24 protein-coding genes and 1 tRNA gene are annotated in these 26,251 nt (G+C 68.3%); 10 read left to right on the top strand and 15 right to left on the bottom strand.

The annotated features are described in order from the left end of the window. The first annotated feature begins 3 nt into the window (after positions 1-3). Complete coding sequence (locus tag NFC98_RS12330) at positions 4-726, top strand: vancomycin high temperature exclusion protein (protein ID WP_254275242.1); 723 nt, start codon at positions 4-6, stop codon at positions 724-726. Positions 727-760: 34 nt separating this feature from the next. On the opposite strand, the gene NFC98_RS12325 is transcribed toward NFC98_RS12330, so the two are convergent. The 4 genes from NFC98_RS12325 to NFC98_RS12310 form a co-directional block, all read right to left on the bottom strand. Next, positions 761-1,207, bottom strand: a complete 447-nt coding sequence (locus tag NFC98_RS12325) for a hypothetical protein (RefSeq protein WP_183332768.1) — start codon at positions 1,205-1,207, stop codon at positions 761-763. A 113-nt stretch (positions 1,208-1,320) separates the two neighbouring features. Further along, on the bottom strand, positions 1,321-2,229 hold the full coding sequence (gene rimK, locus NFC98_RS12320) for a 30S ribosomal protein S6--L-glutamate ligase (protein ID WP_254275241.1): 909 nt from the start codon (positions 2,227-2,229) through the stop codon (positions 1,321-1,323). 27 nt (positions 2,230-2,256) lie between these two features. Beyond that, the gene (locus NFC98_RS12315) at positions 2,257-2,694 is read right to left on the bottom strand and encodes a RimK/LysX family protein (RefSeq protein WP_183332772.1); all 438 of its coding nucleotides are present in this window, start codon (positions 2,692-2,694) and stop codon (positions 2,257-2,259) included. A 2-nt stretch (positions 2,695-2,696) separates the two neighbouring features. Continuing rightward, positions 2,697-3,743 (bottom strand): DUF3549 family protein, encoded by a 1,047-nt coding sequence (locus NFC98_RS12310; RefSeq protein ID WP_254275240.1) that lies wholly within the window; start codon positions 3,741-3,743, stop codon positions 2,697-2,699. A gap of 295 nt (positions 3,744-4,038) precedes the next feature. On the opposite strand from NFC98_RS12310, the gene NFC98_RS12305 reads away from it, so the two are divergent. Further along, a complete protein-coding gene (locus NFC98_RS12305; protein WP_254275239.1) occupies positions 4,039-4,371 on the top strand; it encodes a YqcC family protein in 333 nt (110 codons plus the stop codon). Between the two features lie 51 nt (positions 4,372-4,422). Here NFC98_RS12305 and putA (NFC98_RS12300) read toward each other — a convergent pair whose 3' ends face one another. From putA (NFC98_RS12300) to NFC98_RS12280, 5 genes are all read right to left on the bottom strand, one after another. Next, the gene (putA, locus tag NFC98_RS12300; RefSeq protein ID WP_254275238.1) at positions 4,423-8,088 is read right to left on the bottom strand and encodes a bifunctional proline dehydrogenase/L-glutamate gamma-semialdehyde dehydrogenase PutA; all 3,666 of its coding nucleotides are present in this window, start codon (positions 8,086-8,088) and stop codon (positions 4,423-4,425) included. Between the two features lie 101 nt (positions 8,089-8,189). Then, positions 8,190-9,680: a sodium/proline symporter PutP gene (gene putP, locus NFC98_RS12295; protein ID WP_254275237.1), complete on the bottom strand. Its 1,491-nt coding sequence runs from the start codon at positions 9,678-9,680 to the stop codon at positions 8,190-8,192. A 616-nt stretch (positions 9,681-10,296) separates the two neighbouring features. Continuing rightward, positions 10,297-10,935 (bottom strand): OmpW family protein, encoded by a 639-nt coding sequence (locus NFC98_RS12290; RefSeq protein WP_254275236.1) that lies wholly within the window; start codon positions 10,933-10,935, stop codon positions 10,297-10,299. Between the two features lie 233 nt (positions 10,936-11,168). Next, entirely contained in the window at positions 11,169-11,762 is a 594-nt protein-coding gene (locus tag NFC98_RS12285; protein WP_254275235.1) for an OmpW family protein, read from the bottom strand. Between the two features lie 207 nt (positions 11,763-11,969). After that, complete coding sequence (locus NFC98_RS12280; RefSeq protein WP_254275234.1) at positions 11,970-12,584, bottom strand: OmpW family protein; 615 nt, start codon at positions 12,582-12,584, stop codon at positions 11,970-11,972. Between the two features lie 299 nt (positions 12,585-12,883). Between NFC98_RS12280 and NFC98_RS12275 the strand changes: the two genes are divergently transcribed. Beyond that, complete coding sequence (locus tag NFC98_RS12275; protein ID WP_254275233.1) at positions 12,884-13,180, top strand: cyd operon YbgE family protein; 297 nt, start codon at positions 12,884-12,886, stop codon at positions 13,178-13,180. Positions 13,181-13,278: 98 nt separating this feature from the next. Here the strand turns inward: NFC98_RS12275 and putP (NFC98_RS12270) are convergent, their stop codons facing one another. The 6 genes from putP (NFC98_RS12270) to NFC98_RS12245 form a co-directional block, all read right to left on the bottom strand. After that, positions 13,279-14,757 (bottom strand): sodium/proline symporter PutP, encoded by a 1,479-nt coding sequence (gene putP, locus NFC98_RS12270; RefSeq protein WP_254275232.1) that lies wholly within the window; start codon positions 14,755-14,757, stop codon positions 13,279-13,281. A 43-nt stretch (positions 14,758-14,800) separates the two neighbouring features. Beyond that, positions 14,801-17,992, bottom strand: coding sequence for a bifunctional proline dehydrogenase/L-glutamate gamma-semialdehyde dehydrogenase PutA (gene putA, locus NFC98_RS12265; RefSeq protein ID WP_254275231.1), 3,192 nt, complete (start codon positions 17,990-17,992; stop codon positions 14,801-14,803). 228 nt (positions 17,993-18,220) lie between these two features. Further along, complete coding sequence (locus tag NFC98_RS12260) at positions 18,221-19,018, bottom strand: AraC family transcriptional regulator (protein ID WP_254275230.1); 798 nt, start codon at positions 19,016-19,018, stop codon at positions 18,221-18,223. A gap of 58 nt (positions 19,019-19,076) precedes the next feature. Next, the gene (locus NFC98_RS12255; protein WP_254275229.1) at positions 19,077-19,451 is read right to left on the bottom strand and encodes a hypothetical protein; all 375 of its coding nucleotides are present in this window, start codon (positions 19,449-19,451) and stop codon (positions 19,077-19,079) included. Positions 19,452-19,543: 92 nt separating this feature from the next. Continuing rightward, positions 19,544-19,617, bottom strand: a tRNA-Gly gene (locus tag NFC98_RS12250). Between the two features lie 369 nt (positions 19,618-19,986). After that, a complete protein-coding gene (locus NFC98_RS12245) occupies positions 19,987-20,394 on the bottom strand; it encodes a CBS domain-containing protein (RefSeq protein WP_183332798.1) in 408 nt (135 codons plus the stop codon). Between the two features lie 185 nt (positions 20,395-20,579). On the opposite strand from NFC98_RS12245, the gene NFC98_RS12240 reads away from it, so the two are divergent. The 7 genes from NFC98_RS12240 to NFC98_RS12210 all read left to right on the top strand — a co-directional run bounded on the left by NFC98_RS12240 (position 20,580) and on the right by NFC98_RS12210 (position 26,205). Next, positions 20,580-21,086 carry a YqaE/Pmp3 family membrane protein gene (locus tag NFC98_RS12240; RefSeq protein WP_254275228.1) on the top strand — a complete coding sequence of 169 codons (507 nt, stop codon included), beginning with the start codon at positions 20,580-20,582 and terminating at the stop codon, positions 21,084-21,086. Between the two features lie 78 nt (positions 21,087-21,164). Continuing rightward, entirely contained in the window at positions 21,165-22,034 is an 870-nt protein-coding gene (locus NFC98_RS12235) for a carboxylate/amino acid/amine transporter (protein ID WP_254275227.1), read from the top strand. A 63-nt stretch (positions 22,035-22,097) separates the two neighbouring features. Then, complete coding sequence (locus tag NFC98_RS12230; protein WP_183332804.1) at positions 22,098-23,015, top strand: NAD(+) kinase; 918 nt, start codon at positions 22,098-22,100, stop codon at positions 23,013-23,015. 1 nt (position 23,016) lies between these two features. Further along, positions 23,017-24,021, top strand: coding sequence for a metallophosphoesterase (locus NFC98_RS12225; protein ID WP_254275226.1), 1,005 nt, complete (start codon positions 23,017-23,019; stop codon positions 24,019-24,021). 166 nt (positions 24,022-24,187) lie between these two features. Then, entirely contained in the window at positions 24,188-25,048 is an 861-nt protein-coding gene (locus NFC98_RS12220; RefSeq protein WP_254275225.1) for a rhomboid family intramembrane serine protease, read from the top strand. Positions 25,049-25,076: 28 nt separating this feature from the next. After that, a complete protein-coding gene (locus NFC98_RS12215) occupies positions 25,077-25,361 on the top strand; it encodes a YeaC family protein (RefSeq protein WP_183332808.1) in 285 nt (94 codons plus the stop codon). Positions 25,362-25,404: 43 nt separating this feature from the next. Then, positions 25,405-26,205 carry a DUF2797 domain-containing protein gene (locus NFC98_RS12210; RefSeq protein ID WP_254277838.1) on the top strand — a complete coding sequence of 267 codons (801 nt, stop codon included), beginning with the start codon at positions 25,405-25,407 and terminating at the stop codon, positions 26,203-26,205. Positions 26,206-26,251: the final 46 nt, after the last annotated feature.

Genomic DNA, 26,251 nt, shown 5'->3' with positions numbered 1-26,251 from the left:
GCCATGAAGCGAACGGTGTGGGCGGCCTTCCGGGGCCTGCTGATGACGCTGGGGGCGGCCACGCTCCTGGCCGCGCTGCTGTTCGTGGTCGCCAACCTCTGGGTGCTGGGACAGACCCGCGCCCGCATCGAGCACGAGCTGCCGCTGTGCCGTGCCGAGCAGGTGGGGATCGTCTTCGGTACCTCCCACTGGACGCGCAGCGGGGTCCGCAACCCCCACTTCGAGGCCCGCATGAGTGCCTCGGCGCGCCTCGTCCGCCTGGGCCGCGTCGACCACCTGCTGCTCTCCGGCGACAATCGCACCCGGTTCTACAACGAGCCCATCACCATGTGGCGGGACCTGCGGGGGCGCGCGGTGTCCGACGACGACATGACCCTCGACTACGCCGGCTTCAGCACCTTCGATACCCTGGCCCGGGCCCGGGAGGTGTTCGGGGTGGAGCGGGCGCTGCTGATCACCCAGGCGTGGCACCTGCCGCGGGCGCTGTTCATCGCCGATGCCCTGGGGGTGGAGGCCAGCGGCTGTGCGGTGCCCGCCCAGCGGGTGGCGGGGGTCTGGCGACTGCAGGTCAGGGAGTGGGTGGCGCGGGTGGCCACCCTGGGTGATCTCTACCTGTGGGGGCGCTCCCCCCACTTCCTCGGCCCGCTGGAGCCGCTGGAGATCACGCCGCGGGCCTGGGAGCCGCCGGCGCCCGAGCCGCGGACGGCCGAAATCGGGGACGGCTGAGGAAATCGGGGACGGGTGAGCGAGAGGGCAGGGCTTAGCGGCGCTGGCGCTGCTTCTGCAGGGCGTAGAGCTCACGGATCAGGCCGCGGCAGCCCTTCCAGCACGCCTCGATGACCGGCTCGATGGGTTCGGGCAGGGGATGGGTGTAGAGGGTGGAGAGCGCCTGCATCAGCACACGCTCCTGCTCGAGCAGTTCGCCGATCACCACCTGGCTCTCGTTGCCGACGAAGCTCTTCAGCCGGCTCCAAAGCCACATGTAGTCATCGCGCTCCACATCCGCGTCGCGCGGCAGCATGTTGAGATGCTGGCGGGCCAGCTCCTGCAACTCGTGCATCGACCGGTCCCGGGCCTCGTAGTGGGGCTTCAGGGTGTCGCGCAGGGACGGGCGCAAGCGCTCCAGGTTGTCCTGGAAATAGTCGATGCTGTCGGCCAGCGCCTCCAGGACGCTGTCCATCGCCACCTGGCGATTGTCGAGAAACATGAGCGGTCACCTCCTCCGGTGACGCAGATTGTGGCGGGGGAAACACTGTTTTGCTACCCCCGGGGAGGAATAAATTTCCTCCCCATTGGGCCTGGCCCGGGCCGTCCTGGCAATTACCCCTTGGGCTTAGGCGGTGCCTTGCGGCTCGGAGCGGCGTGCTTCTCGATATGTTCGACGATCAGGCCGGCGATGTCCTTGCCGGTGGCCGTCTCGATACCCTGCAGCCCGGGCGAGGAGTTGACCTCCATGATCACCGGCCCGTGATTGGAGCGCAGCAGGTCGACGCCGGCCACCCGCAGGCCCATCGCCTTGGCGGCACGGATGGCCGTGGAGCGCTCCTCGGGGGTGATGCGGATGACGCTGGCGGTGCCGCCACGGTGCAGGTTGGAGCGGAACTCCCCCTCGGCGGCCTGGCGCTTCATGGAGGCCACCACCTTGTCGCCGATCACGAAGCAACGGATATCGGCCCCGCGGGCCTCCTTGATGTACTCCTGCACCATGATGTTGGCCTTCATGCCCATGAAGGCCTGGATCACCGACTCGGCGGCCTGGTTGGTCTCGGCGAGTACGACGCCGATGCCCTGAGTGCCCTCCAGAAGCTTGATGACCAGCGGGGCGCCCTTGACCATGGTGATCAGGTCGGGGATGTCGTCGGGGGAGTGGGCGAAACCGGTGATCGGCAGCCCTAGGCCCTTGCGCGAGAGCAGCTGCAGGGAGCGCAGCTTGTCCCGGGAGCGGGTGATGGCCACGGAATCGTTGAGCACGTAGGTGCCCATCATCTCGAACTGGCGCAGCACGGCGCAGCCATAGAAGGTCACCGAGGCGCCGATGCGCGGGATGACCGCGTCGAAGGGCTCGAGCTCCTCGCCCTTGAGGTGGATGGAGGGATGATGGGCCGCGATGCTCATGTAGCAGCGCAGGGTGTCGACCACCCGAACGGTATGGCCCCGCTGTTCGGCGGCCTCCACCAGGCGGCGTGTCGAGTAGAGGTTGCGGTTGCGGGACAGCAGCGCGATATGCATCGGAAGGCTCCGGATGGCCGGTGAAGGTCAGGGTTCGCCGTGCAGGAAGGCGGCACCGGGGGCCACCAGCAGGCGGCGCAGGGCGCGGCGGCCGAGCAGCATCGGGTGGCGCATGTCGCGGCGGTCGGTCAGCGTGAGTTCGACCGGGTACTCCAGGTCGCCGAGGCGCAGCAGGGTACGGATCACGTAGCGCCACTCCTCCTGCCCGTTGGAGCTGCGCACCTTGCGCCGGTCATGCAGGTGCATGCGGAAGACATGGGGCGGGGTGTCCGGCCCCCCGCTGCGAGTGGTGAAGCTGACCCACAGCTGGCCGTCCTCCTCGAAGGACTCGATGTCCTCGGCGTGCAGCGCCGAGGTGCGGGCGCCGGTATCCGCCTTGGCACACAGCGTCAGGTGCATCTCCGGCAGCACGATCATCTCGCGGCGGCCGATCACCGCCTTGGGGGTATAGGGCAGCTCTTTCATGGTCATCCTTCCGGTGTCCCCGTATGACGTGTCAGCGCCGCCAGGCGCTGGCCGATGGCCGAGTCCGGTGCCGCCTCGCGCAGCGCCATCAGCACCGGCAGGCGCAGCCTCGGGACCAGCGCCAGGTCGCGGGCCACGCTCATGAAGTCGGCGTTGCGGCACTCCGCGAGGCGGGTGAGGAAGCGCGGCAGGCGCCGGGCGTCCTCCAGATGATGCCAGCCGCGTCCCGCCATGGCCGCCAGCAGGTCGGGGCCGCAGGCGTCCGGGTCGGCGAGCAGGGCGTCGAACCAGGCACCGGCCGCTGCCGCCTCCGCGCCACCCATGGCGCGCACGCAGGCACAGAACGCCTCCACGTCTCCCGCCGCGGCGTCTGCCTCGCCCCTTACCCGCAGGGCGCTGGCCAGGGCATCATCGATGGCCACATGCTCCAGACAGTAGCACAGCGAGGTGAGCACTTCGCCGGGCAGCGCGGGCAGGCGAGCGGCCAGCTGACGGCGCTGCTCGACATCCATGCGCACGACGAAGTCGGCCAGCCCCTGCAGGCCGAGGGCCTGCCAGTCCAGCGCCTGCTGGCCGCTCAGGTAGGCCTCCACCGGCTCCAGGTGCTGGCTGGCCGGCTGGCCCAGGTCGAGGCTGGCACGGGCATGCAGCACGGCCTGGAAGGGCAGGGTGGGGGTGAAGGCCAGCGGGTTGTCCTTCATCAGGTTCTCCACCGCCTCGCCTCCCTCGCGCCCGACGCTGGCCACGCTGCGCCCCAGGGTCTCCAGCAGACGCTGGACGAAGGCGTCGCGGGGCGCCGCCACCAGCTGGCCCTGCTCGTCCAGCGGCAGCGCCAGGAACCAGATCAGCGGATCGCGGACGTCGCCGAGGCGAAACACCAGGCCCAGGCGCGCCTGGCCCTGCCAGGGGGCCGGCCAGGGCGCCTCGCCACGCTCGAAGGCCGCCAGGGTCTCCAGGCTGCAAGGTTCGACGCGTCGCCCCAGGTGGTAGAGCCACACCTCGGCGCCGCTGCGAACGAAGAAGTCGTGAAGGCTGTGGATCGGTTGCATGGCGTCTCCCGTTTTCGAAGCGTGCACTCTACCGCGGTGGTCAAGCGCTGTCAGCAGCGGAGGAGTCCTCAGGGATCCACGCCGCTGGTCAGGAAATGATCGATAGGCCGAAGGCCCCGTCATGCCTGGCCGGCAGGCGACTTTCCAGAGATTATCCACAGCCCCGTTCAGGAAAACTGTGAACTGTGCACAAGACGCCCGGAAGGGGGACCCCGGGCGGTGGACAGGGCGTGCGGGGTGGCCGGGTCCCGAGCTAACGGGGATAATGGCCCCACATGTCAATGAGGTACCCGAAATGAGCGTTCACCAGGAGCTGGCGGTTGCCCTGCGCGAGCTGGAGGCGACCATGCGTGCCACCGGGCAGTGGCGCATGGAGCGCCCCGAGCCCGCCGCCTTCGACAGCGTGGCACCGTTCTGCGCCGACACCATGTCGCTGCCCCAGTGGCTGCGCTTCGTGTTCATCGTGCGTCTGGAAGCGCTGGTGGAGATGCAGGCACCGATGCCGGCGAAGTGCGAGGTGGCCCCCGCGGTGGAGGCCTGGATGGCCCAGTCGGGCGCGCGGACCAGCGAACGGCTGATGATGAAGCGGGCGGTCGAGGCGGTCGACCGGCTAGTCACCGAGCACTGAGCCGGACGTGAGCGGCGGGGTGGGCCGGCCCTTTCGGGCCGGCCAGGTCGACTACTCGGCGGTCGCCAGCAGGCTGGCGTTGCCACCGGCGGCGGTGGTGTCGATGCACAGGTGGCGCTCCACCACGTAGCGCTCGGGCGCGATGGTCTGGGTCTCGAGCGGCACGATGGCGCCCTCGCGACCGGCCAGCGCGACGCGCAGCTCCCGGGTCCAGTCGCTGGCCCCCGCGGCAGCCACGGCCGCGATGCCCTCGACCCGGGTCAGCGTCTCGGCCTCGAGGCTGCCGTCGAGGGCGGCGGCGGGGGCCCCGGCCTCGACCAGCGGCTGCACGGCCTGGGTAGCGCCCGGGACGACCAGCACCGCCGCGCAGCCCGCACCGAGGGCCTGCACCGCCTGGGCGATGGCGATCTCCAGGGTTGGACCCAGGCAGAGCACCGGTCCCTTGGGATACATCGCCAGGCGGTTGCTTTCCCCGGTGGGCCCCGGCAGCGTCTGGGGCGTCATGTCCAGGGCCGCGGCCTCGGCCAGCGCCTTGCGAATCACGCCACGCTTCCCCGACAGCGCCTTGCGCAGCACCTCCACCCGGTCGGGTCGCGCCGCCCAGTTGCGCGCGTCCAGGCCGTCGAGTGCCGCCTGAAGATCGCCCAGGGGCACGGTCTTCCCCGTCGGCGCCTCGTGCTGCTCGGCGTCGGCGGTGCGGCGGAAGCGGGTGACATAGAGCGGCCCGCCGGCCTTGGGCCCGGTGCCCGAGAGCCCCTCGCCGCCGAAGGGCTGGGAGCCGACGATGGCGCCGATCTGGTTGCGGTTGACGTAGATGTTGCCCACATGGAGCCGCTCGACGATCTGCTGCACGCGGTCGTCGATCCGGGTGTGCAGGCCGAAGGTCAGGCCGTATCCCCGGTCGTTGATCGCGTCGACCACCCTGTCGATGTCCCGCGCCTTGAAGGTGGCCACGTGCAGGACCGGGCCGAAGATCTCGCGCTCGAGATCCTCGATGCCCCCGACCTCGACCACCGCCGGGGTGACGAAGGTGCCGACATCCGGCACCGGCAGGGTCTTGATCACCTTGCCGGCCTTCTGCTGCGCCTTCACGTAGTCGCCGATCTCGGTCTGGGCCTCGGCGTCGATCACCGGCGAGACGTCGGTGTCGGTGTTCCACGGGTCGCCGATGCTGAGCGCGTCCATGGCGCCGTCGAGCATGTCGAGCAGGCGCTCCCGCGCCTCTTCCTGGACGTAGAGCATCCTGAGCGCCGAACAGCGCTGGCCGGCCGACTGGAAGGAGGAGATCAGGATGTCGCGCACCGCCTGCTCGGTCAGCGCCGTGGAGTCGACGATCATCGCATTGAGGCCACCGGTCTCGGCGATCAGCACCGCGTCGGGACCGGCATTCTGCGCCAGGGCCTGGTGGATGATCTGGGCCACCGGGGTCGAGCCGGTGAAGCAGACCCCGGCGATGCGCGGATCGCTGGTCAGCGGCCCACCCACCGTCGGCCCGTCGCCGGGCAGCAGCTGCAGGGCCGCCTCGGGCAGTCCGGCCTCGCGCATCAGCTCGATGGCGCGGGCGGCGATCAGCGGCGTCTGCTCGGCGGGCTTGGCGAGCACCGCGTTGCCGGCCGCCAGGGCCGCGGCGATCTGGCCGGTGAAGATGGCCAGGGGGAAGTTCCAGGGACTGATGCAGACGAAGATGCCGCGGGCGCTGCCGGGCTCCTCCGCCTCCAGCCGTTCGCCCTCGTTGGCGTAGTAGCGCAGGAAGTCCACCGCCTCGCGCACCTCGGCGATGCCGTCGAACATCATCTTCCCCGCCTCGCGGGTGGTGATCACGGTCAGCTCGGCGATGTGCTTCTCGTAGAGGTCGGCGGTGCGGCGCAGGACCTCGGCCCGCTCCGCCGCCGGCCGCGCCGACCAGTCGCGGAAGCCTTCCTCGGCGGCGTCGAGGGCGGTCGCGACCTCCTCCGGGGTCGCCTCATGCACCTGGCCGACCACCCGGGAGGTGTCGGCGGGGGAGACGACATCGCGGGCCTCGCCACGGGGTGCCGGGCTGCCAGCCAGCATCGGGCCGGCGATCCAGGTGGCGTCGGCGAAGCCCTCCCGCGCCTCGAGCAGCGGCAGGATCGAGGCGGGCTCGTTGATCCGGTAGCCCTTGGAGTTCCGGCGCTCGGGGGCGAACAGCTCGCCGGGCTGGCGGATCAGCGGGCTCGAGATGGCCTCGCCCAGCTGCTGCATCCCGGCCACCGGGTCCTTCGAGACCTCGCTCGGGGGAATCGAGGCGTCCACCACCTGGTTCACGAAGGAGGAGTTGGCCCCGTTCTCCAGCAGGCGGCGTACCAGGTAGGCCAGCAGGTCGCGGTGGGCGCCCACCGGGGCGTAGATGCGGCAGTGGGTGCCTTCTGCATCCTTGACGATCTGGTGCAGCGACTCGCCCATGCCGTGCAGGCGCTGGAATTCGTAGCTGTCCTTGTCGTCGCCCGCCATGGCGACCACCGCGGCACAGGTATGGGCGTTGTGGGTCGCGAACTGCGGGTAGATGCGGTCGCGCCGGTCGAGCAGCATCTGGGCGCAGGCCATGTAGCTGACGTCGGTGTTGACCTTGCGGGTGAACACCGGGAAGGTCTCGACCCCCATCTCCTGGGAGAGCTTGATCTCGGTGTCCCAGTAGGCCCCCTTGACCAGCCGCACCATGATCCGGCGGTCGTGCCGCTCGGCGAGGTCGTAGAGCGCCTCGATCACCGGCCCGGCGCGACGTCCGTAGGCCTGCACCACGACCCCGAAGCCGTCCCAGTCCTCCAGGCTGGGGTCGGCCATCAGCGCCTCGATCACATCCAGGGAGAGGTCCAGCCGGTCCTGCTCCTCGGCATCGATATTGAAGCCGATATTGGCCTTGGCCGCCTGCCGCACCAGTTCCTGCGCGCGAGGCAGGAGCTCGGCCATCACCGTGTCGCGGTGGGTGTATTCATAGCGCGGATGCAGCGCCGAGAGCTTCACCGAGATGCCGGGGCTGCCGCGCACGTCGCCCTTGGCCTGCTTGGCGATGGCGGTGATCGCCTTGGCATAGGCCGCGTGGTAGCGCCGGGCGTCGTCGTCGGTGCGGGCCGCCTCGCCCAGCATGTCGTAGGAGTAGGTGTAGCCCTGCTTCTCCAGCTCGCGGGCATTCTTCATGCCCTCCTCGATGGTCTGGCCGAGCACGAACTGGCGGCCGAGGATCTTCATCGACTGGCCCACCGCGGTGCGCACCACCGGCTCGCCCATGCGGCGCACCAGGCCGCGCAGGGCCCGCACCGGGCCCTTGGGATCCTCGTCCAGCACCTTGCCGGTCAGCAGCAGGGCCCAGGTGGAGGCGTTGACCATGGACGACGAGGACTTGCCCAGGTGGGCGCCCCAGTCGGAGGGCTCGATCTTGTCGTGGATCAGGTCGTCGATGGTCTCCGCGTCGGGCACGCGCAACAGCGCTTCGGCCAGGCACATGAGCCCCACGCCCTCGGCGGTGGAGAGCCCGTACTCGGCCAGGAACGACTCCATCATCGACGGCTTCTTCTCCTTGCGCACCCGTTCGACGTATTTCGCCCCGGCGTCGGCCACCCGGCGTCGCTCTTCCTCCGACAGCCTGAGCTGTCCGACGAGTTCATCCAGCACCTTGGCCTCGTCGGCCGAATAGCGGGCGCGGATGCGCGCACGGGATTCGCTGATGGCGTCATGGGGGTGAAGGTCTGCTTTGTTCATGCTCGAACTCCCTGGGGTTCCGACACGCCGCGTCGAGGCGACGCCGGAAAGGGCTCCCGCGGGACCCCTTTCATCACGTTGATGGCGTGTTGCGCGCTCTGCTAGCGATTGATGTGCTGGTATTCGCCGGCATCGGCGGTGGCACTGCTTACCACCACGATGGCGATCATGGCCGCGATGAAGCCGGGAATGATCTCGTAGACACCGGGTCCGCCCATGAAGGAGCCGTTCCAGCCCAGCGAGATCCAGATCATGACGGTGGCGGCACCCACCACCATGCCGGCAATGGCGCCGGCACCGTTGGTGCGCGGCCACATCAGCGACAGGATGATCAGCGGGCCGAACGCTGCACCGAAGCCGGCCCAGGCGTTACTGACCAGCCCCAGCACCTGGGAGTTCTCGTCGGAGGCGATGACGGCGGCCACCAGGCCGACGAGCACCACGCAGACCCGGCCGACGGCCACGGTCTCCTTCTCGCTGGCCTCCTTGCGCAGGAAGAGGCGATAGAAGTCCTCGGTGAGGGAGGAGGAGGACACCAGCAGCTGACTGGAGATGGTGCTCATGATCGCGGCCAGCAGGGCCGCATAGAGGAAGCCCGTGACCAGCGGGTGGAACAGCAGGTTCGCCAGGATGATGAAGATGGTCTCCGGATCCTGGACGTCCAGGCCATTGCGCACCGCATAGGCGCGGCCGAATATCCCCAGAGAGACCGCGCCGATCAGGGAGATCGCCATCCAGCTCATGCCGATGTTGCGGGCAATGGGCACATCCTTGAGGGAGCGGATGGCCATGAAGCGCACGATGATGTGCGGCTGCCCGAAATACCCCAGGCCCCAGGTGACCGCGGAGAGCCAGCCGACGAAGGTCAGTCCCGCCGTCCACGACAGCAGGGTGGGGTCGACGCTATTGAGGGTCTCGGACGCCTGGGAGAAGCCGCCGCCGCCTTCGCCGAAGAGCACCACCGCCGGCATGATCACCAGCGCCAGCATCATGATGCAGCCCTGCACGAAGTCCGTCAGGCTCACGGCCAGGAAGCCGCCGACGACGGTATAGACCAGCACCACCCCCAGGGTGATCACCACGCCCATGGCGTAATCGCTCATGCCACCGAAGTTGTAGATGCCCGAGAACGCGCTCTCGAACAGCTTGCCGCCGGCCACCAGGCCGGAGGCCGTGTAGACGGCGAAGAAGATGACGATCACCACGGCCGACACCGTGCGCAGGGAGAGCGCCCGGGTCGGGAAGCGGTTGGCCAGGAACTCCGGGATGGTGATGGCGTTGCCGTAGTGAACCGTCTGTTCACGGAGGCGAGGTGCGACCAGGGTCCAGTTGAAGAACGCACCGACGAGCAGGCCGATACCGATCCAGGCCGAGCCCAGGCCGGAAACGAACAGCGCCCCGGGCAGGCCCAGCAGCAGCCAGCCGCTCATGTCCGAGGCCCCGGCCGACAGGGCCGCCACCTGGGGGCTGAGGGCGCGTCCGCCCAGCATGTAGTCCTCGGACGAGGACGTGGACTTGCGCATGGCATAGACGCCGATGGCGATCATGAGCGCAAAGTAACCAAGCAGGCTTATCCAGACTCCAGTAGCCATGAAGTACCTCCAGTTCATTGGGCCGGAGCAGGCTCCGGCCGGATGACGCATCTACCGTTCGGAGTCCGGTAGCGGCGCGGGTTTATTGTTGTCACTCCACCTTCGTCATGCGCAACGTGGCGCTGCCGCCTGTCACGCCAGGGGGTCCTGCTCGATGCGTGCCTCCTGTGGCAGTTCTTTCGTCAAGGGCGTTGGGGATGATGGGGTGTCTCCAGCGCAGCTGGATCGATCGGGTCCGTACGTTGTTGAAAAGCGTTGAGGAAAAGCGTAGCAGCCTAGCCGAATCACGCCGGCTCTTTCGCGGTGGAAAGGGGCCACGGTGGAGAGGGGCGAAGCGTCGAAGGGGGCGGCCGATGGGGAAAACCGGTCAGGGAGGGGGGCGCGCTGAGGGGTGACGCGGTTGAACCGATCGGGCGGGTAGCGCTCGACATGTCGAGCCCCCTTTGATGGGAAATGTAGTACTCATACTAGCGCCTATCGCGACGGTGGATCATTTCACGGTGTGTGAACGCTGCTCTGGGCCTGATGGGGAGCGACCGCATGCCGGTACCGCCTTCGCGCCTGCCAACGCAACGAGGCCCGCCGGTGGCGGGCCTCGTCGTGGGGTGAGGGGCGATCAGAAACGGTAGCTGATACCGCCCATCACCACCCAGGGGTCGATCTCGACCTTGCCAAGATCAGTGGTTCCCAAGCTGACATCGGTATCGATATCGAGATACCAGGCGGCGGCGTTGAGCGCCCAGTTGTCATTGATCAGCAGGTCGACGCCCACCTGGCCGGCGGCGCCCCAGGAGCTGTCGAGGTTCAGTTCAGCGCCTTCGATACCGATCGTCTCGCTGGAGAAGCGGGTGTAGTTGACGCCCACGCCGACGTAGGGCTGCACGCTGGCCGCGGTGCCGCCCAGCGGGTAGTACTGGACGGTCAGGGTCGGCGGCAGATGCTTGGTGGAGGCAGGAATCGTGCTGCCATCCGGAGCGGTCAGTGTGATGTCATGCTTGAACTGCTCGGCGGCCAGCAGCTCGACGCCGATCTTGTCATGGAAGCGATAGCCCAGGGTAAAGGCGAAGCGGGTATCGTCACCAACATCAGCGGCAAGGCCGTTATTAAGAGTTCCGTTGTCGCTCTTCGGTGCCACCTTGGCCACGCCCAGGCGGGTAAAGAAGTCGCCGGCGCCGTAGGCCAGGGCCTGGGTGCTGGTGGTGAAGGCGGCGGCGGCCAGGCCGGCGGCCAGCAGGGTGGGGAGGTGCTTGCGCATGGGGCGGCTCCTTGAGGTTCCGGGTTGAGCGTTGTGGTCTAGCCAGTCCCTGGCCTGCCAGGGTGACGGGAAGTTTAATCAAGCCGCCCGGGAACTTTCTTGACGCCGGTCAAGTGGTGCTGCAACGCACAAGGATCAGAGCATGGGAGAGACAAAAAGGACGCCGCCGGGCTGGGCCCGGCGGCGTCCTTCGTGACGGCGATTACCGCAGACGCTGTGCGGCGCGGCGCGGATCAGAAGCGCAGGGTCACGCCGCCGCCGATGGTCATCGGGTCCACCTTGGCGGTGCCGATGCGGTCGCCGTTCACGGAGATGCGCGAGTCGACGTCGGCATAGTTGGCGAAGCCGTTGAGCATCAGGTTGTCGGTGATGGCGAGATCCACGCCCACCTGGCCCACGGCGCCGTAGCTGCGACGGGCGTCCACGCCTTCCGGCTCGCCGGAGAAGCGGGTGTAGTTGAGGCCGGCGCCCACGTAGGGCTGCACGCGGGAGTCCAGGCCACCCATCGGGTAGTAGTTGACCAGCAGGTTGACCGGCATCCGGTCGATGGTGCCGGCAAGACCATCACCAGCAATCTCATGCTCGATCTTCTCGGAGCCGTTGAGCTCCACGCCGACCTTGTCGTGGAACAGGTAGCCTGCGCCGAGGGTGAAGCCGGTCTCGCCGCTGCTGACGCCGTCGAGCACCCCGTTGTCGGAGCGGGTATCGGACTTGGCGAAGCCGCCACGCACGAAGGTGTCGCCGGCGCTGTAGGCCAGGGCGGCCTGGCTGGCGAAGGCGCAGCTGGCGGCGATGGCGGCCGCGGTGATCAGTCGAGTGGTGCGCATATGGGGATCCTCCCTGTTGCTTCACGCGAAGTCGCGTTGCCGGAGCGTCCGGCATCCTGTGACCAAGGTATTATACGAAACACTGTTTCCAAATGTCCCGTCACGAGTGGTCAATAATTGTGAAAGTTCTTTTCCGCGGGCGCGCAGGGGAGGGGGCGGACACGAAGGCGCCGGGCAGGAGCCCGACGCCAGGGTAGGCCGGAGTGATCAGAAGCGGTAGGTGATGCCGCCGCCGATGGTCATGGGGTCGATCTTGGCCTCGCCGATGTCGGCACCGCCCAGGCGCACGTCGGCCGAGACGTCGGCGTAGCTGACGAAGCCGTTGAGCATCAGGCCCTGGGCCACGGCCAGGTCCACGCCCAGCTGGCCGATGGCCCCATAGCTGCGGCGCACGTCCAGTCCCTCGAGCTCCTCGCCGGAGAAGCGGGTGTAGTTGAGGCCGGCACCCACGTAGGGCTGGACCCGGGAGTCCATGCCGCCCATGGGGTAGTAGTTGACCATCAGATTGATCGGCATCCGGTCGACGCTGCCGATGGGGCCTCCGTCGAGGGTGAGGTCATGCTCGACCTTTTCCTGGCCGCTGAGCTCGATGCCCAGCCTGTCGGTCACGAGGTACCCCACGCCGTAGTAGAGGCCCCGCTCGTCGGAAACATCCAGGCGCAGGTTGTCGGCCGTCAGGTCGCCATTGTTGGACTTGACGTCGGTCTGGGCGATGCCGCCGCGAACGAAGATATCCCCGGCGCTGTAGGCCAGGGCCATCTGGCTGGCCATGGCAAAGCCGGCGGCGATGGCGGTGACGGTCAGGAGATTGGTTCTTTTCATCGGGTCGTTCCTCTCGTCGAGCTTGGTCGTCGTTCTGGGCGGCAGCGTCGTGCCTGAGGTCCTGCGTTCTTGTACAATTATGACTATAGAAACGATGTTTGCAAAAGTCTTGTAAAGTTTTTCGATGGCGCCCATAGCTACCCATGACTCGCGGTCATCGGCAGGCGCGCTCCCTTTTGGGGCACTCGGCCCCGTTGTCGGGCCTCGGGCTTGTACAACACTTGACGCGGCGCAGCGTCGGGGCTCGCGAGAACGGCGGGAATCGTCTTGACTGAAGGGAGCTGACAAGGAGAGCGCAGATGAGACGCGAGATGTCCCTTCGGCACCCGGCGTGGCGCGAGGCTGTTCCCCTGCTGGTTGCCGCCGGCCTGGCGGTCTGGCTGCTGCTGCAGCCACAGCTGGTCAGCGACCTGGCGATGCCGCTGCGCCTGCCGGTGATCCTGCTGGGCGTCTGGTCGCTGGGCGCGGCCTTCATGCGCCCGCTGGGGCTGGTGCCGCGGCGCCACTGGCAGCGCCGGGCCACCTCGCCGCCATGGAGCCTGGCGGCGCTGGCGCTGTTCACCCTGGTGTTGCTGGTGCGCGCCGCGATGATATGACGGCTCGAGGGAGCAGGGGCCGTCACGCAGGAAGCCGCCCTTCGGGGCGGCTTCCTGCGTCAGTGCGACGGGGCGGGGCCGGGGCCCCGCCCGGTCGGTCAGACCTGGTCGAAGGTGTCGAAGTCGGCCGTGATGGCGTCCGTCGGCTCCTCGGTGGCCAGGCTCGCCACCACGATGGCGATGTAGGCGAAGATCACCCCCGGCACGATCTCGTAGAGATCGAACAGCCCGCCGGAGAGCTCGGCCCATACCACCACGGTGACGCCGCCCACCACGATGCCGGCCAGGGCGCCCCACTTGTTCATGCGGCGCCAGTAGAGCGACATGATCAGCGCCGGGCCGAAGGCGGCGCCGAAGCCGGCCCAGGCATAGGCGACGAGGTCGAGCACGGTGGCGTCGGGGTTGAGCGCCAGCAGATAGGCCAGCACGGCGATGCCGATCACCGCGAAGCGGCCCACCCAGACCAGCTCGGTCTGGCTGGCGTCCTTGCGGAAGATCGCCTTGTAGAAGTCATCGGTCAGCGCCGAGGAGGAGACCAGCAGCTGGGAGTCGGCGGTGGACATGATGGCGGCCAGGATGGCGGCCAGCAGGATGCCGGCGATCACCGGGTGGAAGATCAGGTTGACCATCACCATGAACACCGTCTCGCCGTCGGCCAGGTCGCGCTGCACGAAGCCCACGCCGAGCAGGCCCACGGCGATGGAGCTGACCAGGGCGATGGCGGTCCAGCTCACCGCGATGCGGCGGGCGGCGGGGATGTCGCGGTCGCTGCGGATGGCGGCGAAGCGGGCGAGGATGTGCGGCTGACCGAAGTAGCCCAGGCCCCAGGCCAGGGAGCTGACGATGCCGATGACCGACAGCGCCTCGCCGGTGGAGGCATCCCGGAACCAGGCGAGCATGTAGTCGCTCTCGGCGGCCAGGGCGGCGCCGGCGCCGCTTGCCCCGCCCAGATCGCTGAAGGCGATGATCGGCACGATGGCCAGCGCCGCCGCCATCATCAGGCCCTGGATCAGGTCGGTCCAGGAGACCGCCAGGAAGCCGCCGATGAAGGTGTACATGATGATGGTCAGGGTGCCGATGGTGACGGCGATGCGGTAGTCGAAGCCGAAGACGGTCTCGAACAGCCGGCCGCCGGCCACCAGGCCCGAGCTGGTATAGAAGAGGAAGAACATCAGGATGAAGATCGCCGAGATCACCCGCAGCAGGTGCGACTTGTCCTGGAAGCGGTTGGCGAAGAACTCCGGCAGGGTCAGGGCGTCGCTGACCTTGAAGCTGTAGAGGCGCAGGCGGCGCGCCACGATCAGCCAGTTCAGCCAGGTGCCGACCAGCAGACCCACGGCGATCCAGCTGGCCGAGATGCCGCTGACGTAGGCCGCGCCGGGCAGGCCGAGCAGCAGCCAGCCGGACATGTCCGATGCCCCGGCGGAGATCGCCGAGGTCCAGGGGCCCAGCGAGCGGCCGCCGAGGATGTAGTCGGAGAGGTTGGTGGTGCGCTTGTAGGCGACGATGCCGATGCCGAGCATCAGCGCCAGGTACACCACGAAGGTGAAGCCGATGGCCAAGTTGTTCTGAACCATGAGGGGGTTCCTTCAGTTTATTGTCGTTACAGACGAGCGGGGTTCACTCGTCTCCCAGCGCGAGCAGTGACGCGTTTCCGCCCAGTGCGGCGGTATTGACGGTCACCGTCTTTTCCGTGGCGAAGCGCAGCAGGTAGTGCGGTCCGCCGGCCTTGGGGCCGGTTCCGGAGAGGCCCTGGCCACCGAAGGGCTGTACGCCCACGACGGCGCCGATGATATTGCGGTTGACGTACACGTTGCCAACGCGAATCTTCTGCGCTATTTCATCGGCGAAGGATTCGTTGCGGCTATGCACGCCGAAGGTCAGTCCGTAGCCCCGGCCGTTGATCGACTCGATCACCCGGTCGATCTCGCTGGCCCGGTAGCGCACGATGTGCAGGATCGGGCCGAACTGCTCCCGCTCCAGCGCCTCGATGCCGTCGATCTCGAAGGCCACCGGGGCGATGAAGGTGCCGTCGCCGGTCAGGGCCGGGTCCAGGCGGGTCTCGGCCACCAGGCGACCCTCGGCCTTGAGCTTCTCGATGTGCGCGGAGAGCCCGCGACGGGCGTCCTCGTCGATCACCGGGCCGACGTCGGTGCCCAGGTCGCGGGGGTCGGCCACGCGCAGCTCGTCCATGGCGCCGTCGAGGATCTCGATGACCCGGTCGGCCACGTCCTCCTGGAGATAGAGCACCCGCAGCGCCGAGCAGCGCTGCCCGGCGCTCTGGAAGGCCGACTGGATGACATCGGCGACCACCTGCTCCGGCAGGGCGGTGGAGTCGACGATCATGGCGTTCATGCCGCCGGTCTCGGCGATCAGCGTCGGCAGGGCGGCGCCCTCCCGGGCGGCCAGGGCGCGGTTGATGATCTGCGCCGTGTCGGTGCCGCCGGTGAAGACCACGCCGGTGATGCGCGGATCGCTGGTCAGCACGCTGCCCACGGTGGGCCCGTCGCCGGGCAGCAGCTGGACCACGTCCCGGGGCATGCCGGCCTCATGGAGCAGCTCGATCACCCGGTGGGCGACGATGGAGGTTTGCTCGGCGGGTTTGGCCAGCACGGTGTTGCCGGCTACGGCGGCGGCCACCACCTGGCCGCAGAAGATCGCCACCGGGAAGTTCCAGGGGCTGATCGCCGCGAAGACGCCCTTGCCGGCGAGCATCAGCTGGTTGGATTCGCCGGTGGGCCCGGGCAGGGCGATCGGCTGGCCGAACAGCTCCTCCGCCTTCATGGCGTAGTAGCGGCAGAAGTCCACCGCCTCCTTGATCTCGTCGACGCCGTCGGTGAGCAGCTTGCCGCCCTCCCGGGAGCAGAGCGTCATCAGCTCCGCCATATGGGTCTCCATCAGGTCGCCCAGGCGGCGGATGATGGCGGCGCGTTCGGCCACCGGCGTGCTCTCCCAGCGCGGGAAGGCGGCCCAGGCGGCATCCACGGCGCGGGCGGCCTGCTCGGCGCTGGTCCACTGCACCGTGCCCACCTTCCGGCGGCGGTCGTAGGGGCTGGCGACCGCGTGCTGGCTGGCCGGGTCATTGGCCACCTCGAAGGCCAGCAGCGGACCCACCCGGTGCTCCTTCTCCATGGTGGCGGCCATGGCATTCATCAGCGGCTGGTACTGGCTGCGCACGTTGAGGTTCACGCCGCGGGAATTCGGCCGGCCGGGGCCGAAGATGTCGCGGGGCAGGGGGATGCGCGAGTTGGCGTAGGTGGGGTACTGGCGCAGGGTCTCGGCCGGGTGCACGCAGAGCGACTCTACCGGCACGTCGGGGTCCACCAGTTGGTGTACGAACGACGAGTTGGCGCCGTTCTCCAGCAGCCGGCGGACCAGGTAGGGGAGCAGGTCCTTGTGGGCGCCCACGGGCGCGTAGATGCGGCAGTAGGTGCCCTGCGGGGCCCGGGTCAGGGCGGCATCGTAGAGCGCCTCGCCCATGCCGTGCAGGCGCTGGAACTCGAACGGGCGGGTGGCCTCGTTGGCCAGCTCCAGGATGGTGCTGATGGTATGGGCGTTGTGGGTGGCGAACTGCGGGAAGATGCGCCCCCGGGTGGCGTCCGAGAGCAGGAAGCGCGCGCACACCAGGTAGGCCACGTCGGTGCTGGCCTTGCGGGTGTAGACCGGGTAGCCGTCGACGCCAAGCTGCTGGGACTCCTTGATCTCGCTGTCCCAGTAGGCGCCCTTGACCAGGCGCAGGGGAATCTCGTCGCCCTGCTGATCGGCCAAGCGATTGAGATAGTGGAGCACCGGCAGGGCGCGCTTGGAGTAGGCCTGCACCACCAGGCCGAAGTGGCCCCAGCCACGGCAGGTATCGCTCGCGTAGACGGCGCGGAAGACCTCCAGGGAGATCTCCAGGCGGTCGACCTCCTCGGCGTCGATGGTCAGCGCCACGTCCCGCTCGCGGGCCATGGCGGCGAGCTTCTTCACGCTGTCGACCAGCTCGTGCAGCACCTGGTCGCGACGACCGAACTCGTAGCGCGGGTGCAGGGCCGAGAGCTTGATGGAGACCGAGGGCGCCGGTGTCTTCGCGGAGAGCGCCTTGCTGGTCCTGCCCACCCGTTCGATGGCCCGGGCATAGTCGTCGAAGTACTTGGCCGCATCCTGCCGGGTGCGCGCCGCCTCGCCGAGCATGTCGTAGGAGTAGCTGTAGCCCTTGTCGAACAGCGGCCGGGAGCGCTTCAGCGCCTCGTCGATATCGCGCCCGAGCACGAACTGCTTGCCCATCACCTTCATGGCTTCGCGCATGGCGCGCCGGATCACCGGCTCGCCCAGGCGGTTGACCAGCCTGTTGATGAAGCTGGCCGGCCGGCCATCCTTCGGGTGGTCCAGGTTGATCACCCGGCCGGTCATCAGCAGGCCCCAGGTGGAGGCATTGACGAACCAGGACTCGCTCTGGCCGAGGTGGGACTTCCAGTCGGCGGGGCCGAGCTTGTCCTCGATCAGCGCATCGGCGGTCTCCTTGTCGGGAATGCGCAGCATGGCCTCGGCGAGGCACATCAGCATCAGCCCCTCGTGGGTGTCGAGGCTGTACTGCTGCAGCAGCTCGTCGATGGAGTCCACGGCGGTATCCATCTCGCGCACCTCGCGGACCAGCTCAGCGGTCTTGCCGGCGATGCGCTGGAAGTCGCGGGAGTCAGCGCTCAGCACCTTGATCAGTTCGGCGACGAAGGCCTCCTCGTCGACCACGTAGTGGTCGCTGATGCGGGCGAAGAGGGTGTCGAGGTCCTGCTGCCAGGTGGCGGCATCCAGCATGTTGTTGGCATCGAGCATGAAGGGTTCCCTGGTCGTGTCGTCAGGTGGCCGCCCGCCGCGGGCGCGGCAGGCAAGTGGCGCCCACAGGCGCGGCCATGGACAAGACTCTAGGAGCCGAAGGGTGGGGGTGCTTGTCGATTCCGCGGGAATTGTTGTCGATTTCGCGGAAAGGCGCGGTAGGTTGATTGCGAGATTAGACTTTCGTCTAGAAAAATGCTGGGGCCGGTGCCTGCGACGGCCCTTAACTCAGCGGCGAGCCCGGGCGACCTGGCCGGCGGGCGGGAAGGCCGCGCGCCGGATCTGGCTCGGCGCGTGGCCGAAGGCCTGGCGGCAGGCGTGTGACAGCGCGCTCTGGTTGGCGAAGCCGGTCAGGGCGGCGACCTCGGAGAGCGGCAGGCGACTCTCTCCGAGCAGCCGGCGTGCCGCCTCGAGGCGCTTGCGGCGGACGTACTGCCAGGGCGTGAGGCCGGTCTGCTCGCGGAAGCGATGGCGGAAGTGGGCCTCGCTCAGGCAGGCCTCCCGGGCCAGGTCGCCGACGGTGAGGCGGCTCGGTAGATGGTCCTCGATGAAGCGGTCGAGCCTCTTCAGGTCCAGGCGGCGATGCGCCGGATCGGGTGAGCCGGCCAGGCGGGCATGCAGGCAACCGAGCAGGGTGGCGGCCAGCCGTTCGTCCTGGCTGGCGCTGGCCGGCGTCGGGGAGGCGGCCAGCTCGTGGAGCAGGAAGTCCAGGTAGCGCCTGAGCGGGTCATCCAGGGTGAAGAAGCGCGGGGCATCGAAGAGTCGCGCCAGTTCGTGGTGGAAGCCGGTCAGGGAGGGCGCCTGGGCGGGGAGGTCGAGGATCAGCTGGCGGTTCTCCCCGGTCCCCGCGTAGTAGTGCACATGGTTGGCGGGCACGATGCAGCCCGACAGCGCCGAGATCGACCCGCCGAGCCCCTCGATCTCGAACTCGGCCTGCCCGCGCAGGCCGATCACGATCTGGTGGAAGTCGTGGGCGTGGTGCTGAGTGGCGGTATCGAGGGGGATCTGGCGGATGGCACTCGACATGGCGGGCCCCGTTCAGTCGGCATGAGCCTGATAGTCTAGCGCGGATGACGGCGCCCGTTCATTCCACGTTGCGTTGACGCTCCCTGAGACGGATATGGCGGGCGAGGTGGTCGCGAAGGGCCCGGAGCTCCTCCTGGCCTTCAGGATCGAGCAGTGGCCTGCCGCGGGCGACCCGGCCGTGATTGCCGTGTTCGTCCATCAGCCGCAGGGCACGGCGCCTGATGTCGTCCAGGGTGTCGTCGTGGCGGATCGGGTAGCCGACGATGGTGTTCCATTCGGTCTCGTCCACGCGGCTTTCCAGCGCCTGCTCGATGAGCTCGAGCAGCCGGCGCGGTTCGGTGCGGTAGCGGGGCGTGCCGGATAACAGCAGGATGGCCACCATGCCACCGAAGATCAGCAGGCAGACGGCGAAGACGAGCAGGAAGAGGGCCATGGGCGCCACCTGGGGATGGTCCCGACTCAGAAGTGCACTTGGAGAGTGCTCCTGGACCCACGTCGAAAATGAACAGATGTACGGCAAAAACGTGGAGCGGGTGAAGGGAATCGAACCCTCGTCTTAAGCTTGGGAAGCTTCTGCTCTACCATTGAGCTACACCCGCTGGGCGGAATCGATAGTAAAACCAACCGCTTAGCCATGCAAGCTGGATCGGGGTCTTTTTCGTCATCTCGATGCAAGTTGCTGTTTTTGCAGTTTTTTGCGGGTGGTGCCTGGCGGCCGGCGGCGGCGCCGACAAGAAATTTGTCGCCGGTCCCGAACTTTTCCTCGCAGCACTGTCTGAAGTAGCACAGGCAACAGCGCGATAGCAGTCGCTAACACTGTTGTTCTGGCTTGCAGTTTCGATCGATGCTTGGCCGCCTCGCTTCCCGAGGCGGCTTTCTTTTGCGCGCCCGGTAGGCGTATGGGGCAGACGCCGAGGCCCCCCTCCGACCATGCCGGAGGGGGGCCTCGTGATCGGTAGGGGAACGGGTCAGGTGCGGCGCATGCGCAAGACGGCACTCAGCACGTCACGGCGGGTCACGATGCCCACCAGGCGTTCCTGCTCGACCACCGGATAGACCTTGGGTTTGCTGCCCAGCATCTCCTGGGCCAGGTCGGTGATGCTCTTGGTGGGCGGGACCGAGAGCACCTCGTTGCGCATCAGCTCCCGCACCAGAGGCGGCTCCTCGTTGAGGTAGGAACTCTCCAGGACCTTGCCCAGCACGTCCTGCTCGGAGATGAAGCCGATCAGGTGATCGCGTTCGTCGACCACCGGAACCCCCGGGAGGCGGTGCAGGGCCAGGCCTTCGGCCAGCGTGGACACCGAGGTCTTGCCGGTGACCCGGTAGCAGTCACGGGACATGATCTCGCGAACGGTGGTGGGGGCCTTGTTGGGCATGGCGTGTCTCCTTGTGCCGGTTCGAGTTCAGCATAGACGACTCCTGTCACGCAGCCGTCTCCCCGAGGTCGTGTTCTTCCAACGTTTCGCGGCCGCTGCCGCCGTGCCGGTCCGTTCGGAACCCGGAGTCGGGTGGGGGGCTCCAATATGGCATCCTGTCACCACGTCATCGAGAGAGGTCTGTCATGGATGCCCGAGAGTACCTGGCCAGGAAGGGGTTGAGCGGGGAGCGCGACAGCGAGCGCCCCACCACCCTGGAGGAGAAGGCCTGGTCGCGCGCCCGGGAAGCGGGAGATCATCGGCCCCGCGCCGGCACCCCCCACGACTGGGAGGACTGGGAGCGCCACCACGACGAACTGGCCGAGGGCGCCGAGGAACTCCAGCAGAAGATCGACCATGAGGCGCACCGGCGGTTTCTGGAGCACCAGGCCAGCGAGGCGCGCCGCGGGGATGAGGCGGTGCAGGCGTTCACCCCTGGCGAGGGCGCAGACGAGGCTCGTCCTGGCGTGGAACGGGCCCCAGCGGAGCCGGTGGGCGCCATGGTGGCGCTGGCGGTCCTGATGCCGCCGCTGGCCGTGGGCCTGTCACGCGGGGGCGCCTCGCGGATCGGGCTCAGCCTGCTGCTGACGCTGCTCGGCTGGCTGCCCGGCGTGCTTCACGCCCTGCGCTGGGTGCGCCGCCCGCTGCGCTGATCGCTTGAGCGCGTCGCTTGGCAGGCGACGCTCGACGCGTATAATCACGGTAAACCAAGCCATGTTATGGAGTTTACCGTGGGCTATCTCGTCGGCGTTACCGTGCTGTGGGCCTTTTCGTTCTCGCTGATCGGGGTCTACCTGGCCGGCCAGGTGGACAGCTACTTCGCCGTGGCGATGCGCGTCGCCCTGGCGGCCCTGGTCTTCCTGCCCTTCCTGCGCCCCGGGCTGCTGCGTGGCCGCCAGCGCCTGATCCTGATGGGGCTCGGAGCGGTGCAGCTCGGGTTGATGTACATCTTCTTCTACCAGTCCTTCCTGCTGCTCTCGGTGCCCGAGGTGCTGCTCTTCACCATCTTTACGCCGCTCTACATCACCCTGCTCGACGACGCCCTGTTCGGCCGCTTCACCCCCTTCTACCTGCTCACCGCGGCGCTGGCCGTGCTGGGGGCCGCGGTGATCCGCTACGATGGCCTCGACAGCGGCTTCCTGCTCGGCTTCATGGTGGTGCAGGGCGCCAACCTCTGCTTCGCCCTGGGCCAGGTGGGCTACCGGCGTCTCTCCGCGGAGCTCCCCGATGCGCTGCCGCGCCACAGCATCTTCGCCTGGTTCTACCTGGGGGCGCTGGTCGTCGCCCTGCCGGCCTTCGCCCTGCTCGGCAACGCCACTGCCCTGCCCACCACCGGGGTGCAGTGGGGCGTGCTGCTATGGCTGGGGCTGGTGGCCTCCGGGCTCGGCTACTTCCTGTGGAACCTGGGCGCCACCCGGGTCGACGCCGGGGCCCTGGCGATCATGAACAATGCCCTGATCCCCGCCGGCCTGCTGGTCAACCTGGTGATCTGGAACCGCGACGCCGACCTCGCCCGGCTGGCGCTGGGCGGGGCGATCATCGCCGGGTCGCTCTGGCTCAACGAGTGGTGGCTCAAGCGGCGCGCCCTCCCGGCCGCCTGAGCCGGTTTGCCGGGGCGCGGGGCAGTCGCCATAATGGGCCGCTGCGATGCGAGAGGCCCGTGCATGCCATCCGAACAGAGTTCCCCGACGGGGCGCGACAAGGCGTCCTTCCGCAGTATCGGTCTGATCGGCCGCCTGGGCAGCGCCAAGGTGGTCGAGACCCTCAAGCGGCTGATTCGCTTCCTGGACGGGCGTGGCTATCACGTCATCATCGAGGACCGCACCGCCACGGTGCTCCTCGATCATGGCCATCCCGAGGCCAGTCGCCGCATGCTGGGCCAGCTGTGCGACCTGGTGATCGTGGTCGGCGGCGACGGCAGCCTGCTCGGCGCCGCCCGGTCCCTCTGCCACAGCGGCACCCTGGTGCTGGGCGTGAATCGTGGCCGCCTGGGGTTCCTCACCGACATCTCGCCGGACGAGCTCGAGGCCCGCGTGGGCGAGGTGCTCGAGGGGTGCTACGAGGTGGAGGAGCGCTTCCTGCTCGACGCCGAGCTCTATCGCGACGGCACCCTGATGGGCAGTGGCGATGCCCTCAACGAGGTGGTGCTGCACCCCGGCAAGGCGGTGCGGATGATCGAGTTCGAGCTGTTCATCGACGACCAGTTCGTATACAGCCAGCGCAGCGACGGGCTGATCATCGCCACGCCCACCGGTTCCACCGCCTACTCGCTCTCCGGCGGTGGCCCCATCATGCACCCGAAGCTCGACGTGGTGACCCTGGTGCCGATGTTTCCCCATACCCTCTCCAGCCGGCCCATCGTCATCGATGCCGCCAGCGAGATCCGTATCCACATCGGCGAGACCAACCAGACCTATCCCCATATCAGCTGCGACGGCCAGACCCGCGCGGTGGCCAAGCCCGACGACGTGCTGGTGATCCGCCGCAAGCCCCAGCGCGTGCAGCTGGTGCACCCGCTCGGCCACAACTTCTTCGAGGTCCTGCGCAGCAAGCTGGGCTGGAGCAACCGCCTGGGAGACTGATGTGAGAACGCAGGCGAAGCTCGAAGGATACGACCTGATCGGCGACGTGCACGGCTGTGGCGCCACCCTGGCGGCCCTGCTGGAGAAGCTCGGCTATCACCAGCGCGGCGGCGTCTATCGCCACCCCCGGCGTCGCGTGATCTTCCTCGGCGACCTGATCGACCGTGGCCCGCGCATCCGCCTGGCGGTGCAGATCGCCCGGCGCATGGTGGAGGAGGGCGAGGCCCATATCGTCATGGGCAACCACGAGTACAACGCCCTGGCCTATTGCCACCGGGCGCCCTCGGGCCTGGGGCGCGAGTGGCTGCGCGAGCATACCCCGCGCCACAACCGCATCATCAAGGAGACTCTGGAGCAGTATCGCGACCACCCCCAGGAGTGGGAGGAGGCGCTGGCCTGGTTCCTCGACATTCCGCTCTGCCTGGAGCGCGACGGCCTGCGGGTGGTGCACGCCTGCTGGGACCAGGCGATGATCGACGACCTGCGCAGCCGCCGGCCGAATGGCTGCATGGACGAGGCGTTCCTGGTGGAGTCCACGGCGCCGGGCACGCGTGCCTTCGAGATCCTCGATCGCCTGACCCGCGGTACCCATATCCCACTGCCCACCGGCACCGAGATCCACTCCGGTGACGGTTTTACCCGGCGCAGCTTCCGGGCCCACTTCTGGGCCAGGGAACCGGAGACCTGGGGTGACGTGGTGTTCCAGCCGGACAACCTGCCCGGCGATCTTGAGCTGAGGACGCTGACCGACGAGGAGCGCGCCCGGCTCAGCCACTATGGGCTCGACGAGCCGCCGCTGTTCATCGGCCACTACTGGTGTGAGGGGGTGCCGGCCCTGCCGGCGCCCAACGTGGCCTGCCTGGACTACAGCGCCGTCAAGTTCGGGCGCCTGGTGGCCTACCGCTGGAGCGGCGAACGGCGCCTGGATGCCGACCACTTCGTCTGGCTGCGGGTGCCCCGCGAGGAGCAGACCCGTCCACGGCCCTGGGAGATCGACCTCGATTGATACAAAAGATTACCAAAAAACTTTCCCGCCGCCGTGAACTCCTGGCTGTGTCCGTCATCAGAGTAGGTGTTCCCTTGAATGATCCCTTGCTCTTGTCCGGCGGCCCCCTCCGCCGGACTTTTTCTTTGTGTCCGCTTGCCACGCCCTGCGCGGCTGGGGAGGTGCCATGTACCGGGTGATCCTGCTGCCCCGCGAGGCCGATACCGGTGAGCTGCGGCGCGCCCTCTGGGCGCACCGCATCGGCCACCGGATCACCGAGGAGGAGGAGGGCCAGATGCTGTGGCTGGCCGACCCGGCCCAGCACGACGCCCTGCTGCAGCTGGTGGCCCGCTGGCAGCGTGGCGAGCCGCTGATGCCCGATGGGAGGCCCGCCGCGACGCATCCGACGGCCGGTGCGGCCTCGCTGCTCGGTCCGCTGCGCCAGGCGCCGGTCACCGCGGTCACCCTGGGCCTCTGCCTGCTGGTGTTCGCCGTGATGGCGGTGCTGGGCGATCGGGTGATCGCGGCCCTGGCCATCGTGCCGCTGGGCGTGGTCAACGGCAGCCTCGCCGTGGGCAGCCTGACCGAGGCGGTGGCCTCCGGCCAGGTCTGGCGGCTGCTGTCGCCGGCCTTCCTGCACTTCGGCTGGATGCACCTGATCTTCAACATGCTGTGGCTCTGGTACTTCGGCCGCCAGGTCGAGGCGCTGCAGGGCAGCGGGCGCATGCTGACGATCCTGCTGGCCGCTGGCATCGGCGCCAACCTGGCCCAGTACGCCTCCGGGACCGTGCTGTTCGGCGGCATGTCGGGGGTCGACTTCGCCCTGCTCGGCTACGTCTGGCTGATGTCACGTCGGGCGCCGCGAAGCGGTTTCTTCGTGCCCCAGATGCTGGTGGTCTTCATGCTCGGCTGGATGGTCTTCACCATGACCGACATGGCCGGCGCCGTGGGCTTCGGCAACGTGGCCAACGAGGCGCACCTGGGCGGGCTGGTCGTGGGCCTGCTGCTGGGCTGGTACCATTCCGGGCGAGCACGCCGTCAGCGCTGAGCTTGCCATCACCACCGAGAGACGAACCATGAGCGATATGACCTTCGAGCGCATGATCCAGCAGATGACCCCGGCCATCTACGACAGCCTCAAGCAGGCCGTGGCCCTGCGCAAGTGGCCCGACGGCCGGATGCTGACCCGCGAGCAGACCGAGCTGTGTCTCGAGGCGGTGATGCGCTACGAGGTGGAGAACCACGTGCCGGAGAGCGAGCGGGTGGGCTACCTGGAGCGGCGCACCTGCGGCGGGGCCAGCAGCGGTGCCAACGTCGACCCGGCGCTGGCGGGCCTGGCCAAGGACGCCAGCCGTGACTGAGTCGATCGCCGCGGCCGCCAAGGTCCAGGGCTGCCTCACCAAGATGGCCATCGCCCCGGGCCAGGGCGGCGAGCCCGCCCGCTACACCCTGCGTGCCGGGGAGCAGCGCCTGGTGCTCAACGAGCGCCTCGGTCGGCCGCTCACGCTCACCTGGACCGGCGCCATCGCCTGCACCCACTGCGGCCGGGCGACGAAGAAGAGCTTCGCCCAAGGCTACTGCTACCCCTGCTTCAAGAAGCTGGCCCAGTGCGATACCTGCATCATGAAGCCCGAGACCTGCCACTTCTTCGAAGGCACCTGCCGCGAGCCGGAGTGGGCCGAGCGCCACTGTTTCCAGCCTCACGTGGTCTACCTGGCCAACGCCTCCGGCCTGAAGGTGGGCATCACCCGTGGCAGCCAGGTGCCGACGCGCTGGCTCGACCAGGGCGCCGTCCAGGCCCTGCCGGTCTTCGAGGTGGACACTCGCCAGCAGTCCGGCTTCGTCGAGATGCTGTTCAAGGAGCAGGTGTCCGACCGCACCAACTGGCGGGCCATGCTCAAGGGTGACACCGTCGAGATGGACCTGCCCGCCGAGCGTGACCGCCTGCTGTCCCGACTCGAGGGCGGCCTGGCCAACCTGCGCGAGCGCTTCGGCCACGACGCCATCCGCCTGCTCGACGCGCCGCCGGTGACCCTCGGCTACCCGGTGCTCGAATACCCCACCAAGGTAGTCTCCCACAATCTCGACAAGACCCCGGAGATCGGCGGTACCCTGCTCGGCCTGAAGGGCCAGTACCTGATCCTCGACAGCGGGGTGATCAACCTGCGCAAGTACACCGGGTACGAGGTAAAGGTCGCCGCCTGAGCCTTCGGCTATCCTGTCGGCATCCAGGGCAGCTGCCCGCGATCGT

Source organism: Halomonas sp. 3H, from assembly GCF_024206005.1.
Taxonomy (GTDB): Bacteria; Pseudomonadota; Gammaproteobacteria; order Pseudomonadales; family Halomonadaceae; genus Halomonas; species Halomonas campaniensis.
This window is presented reverse-complemented; position numbering and strand designations above follow the sequence as displayed.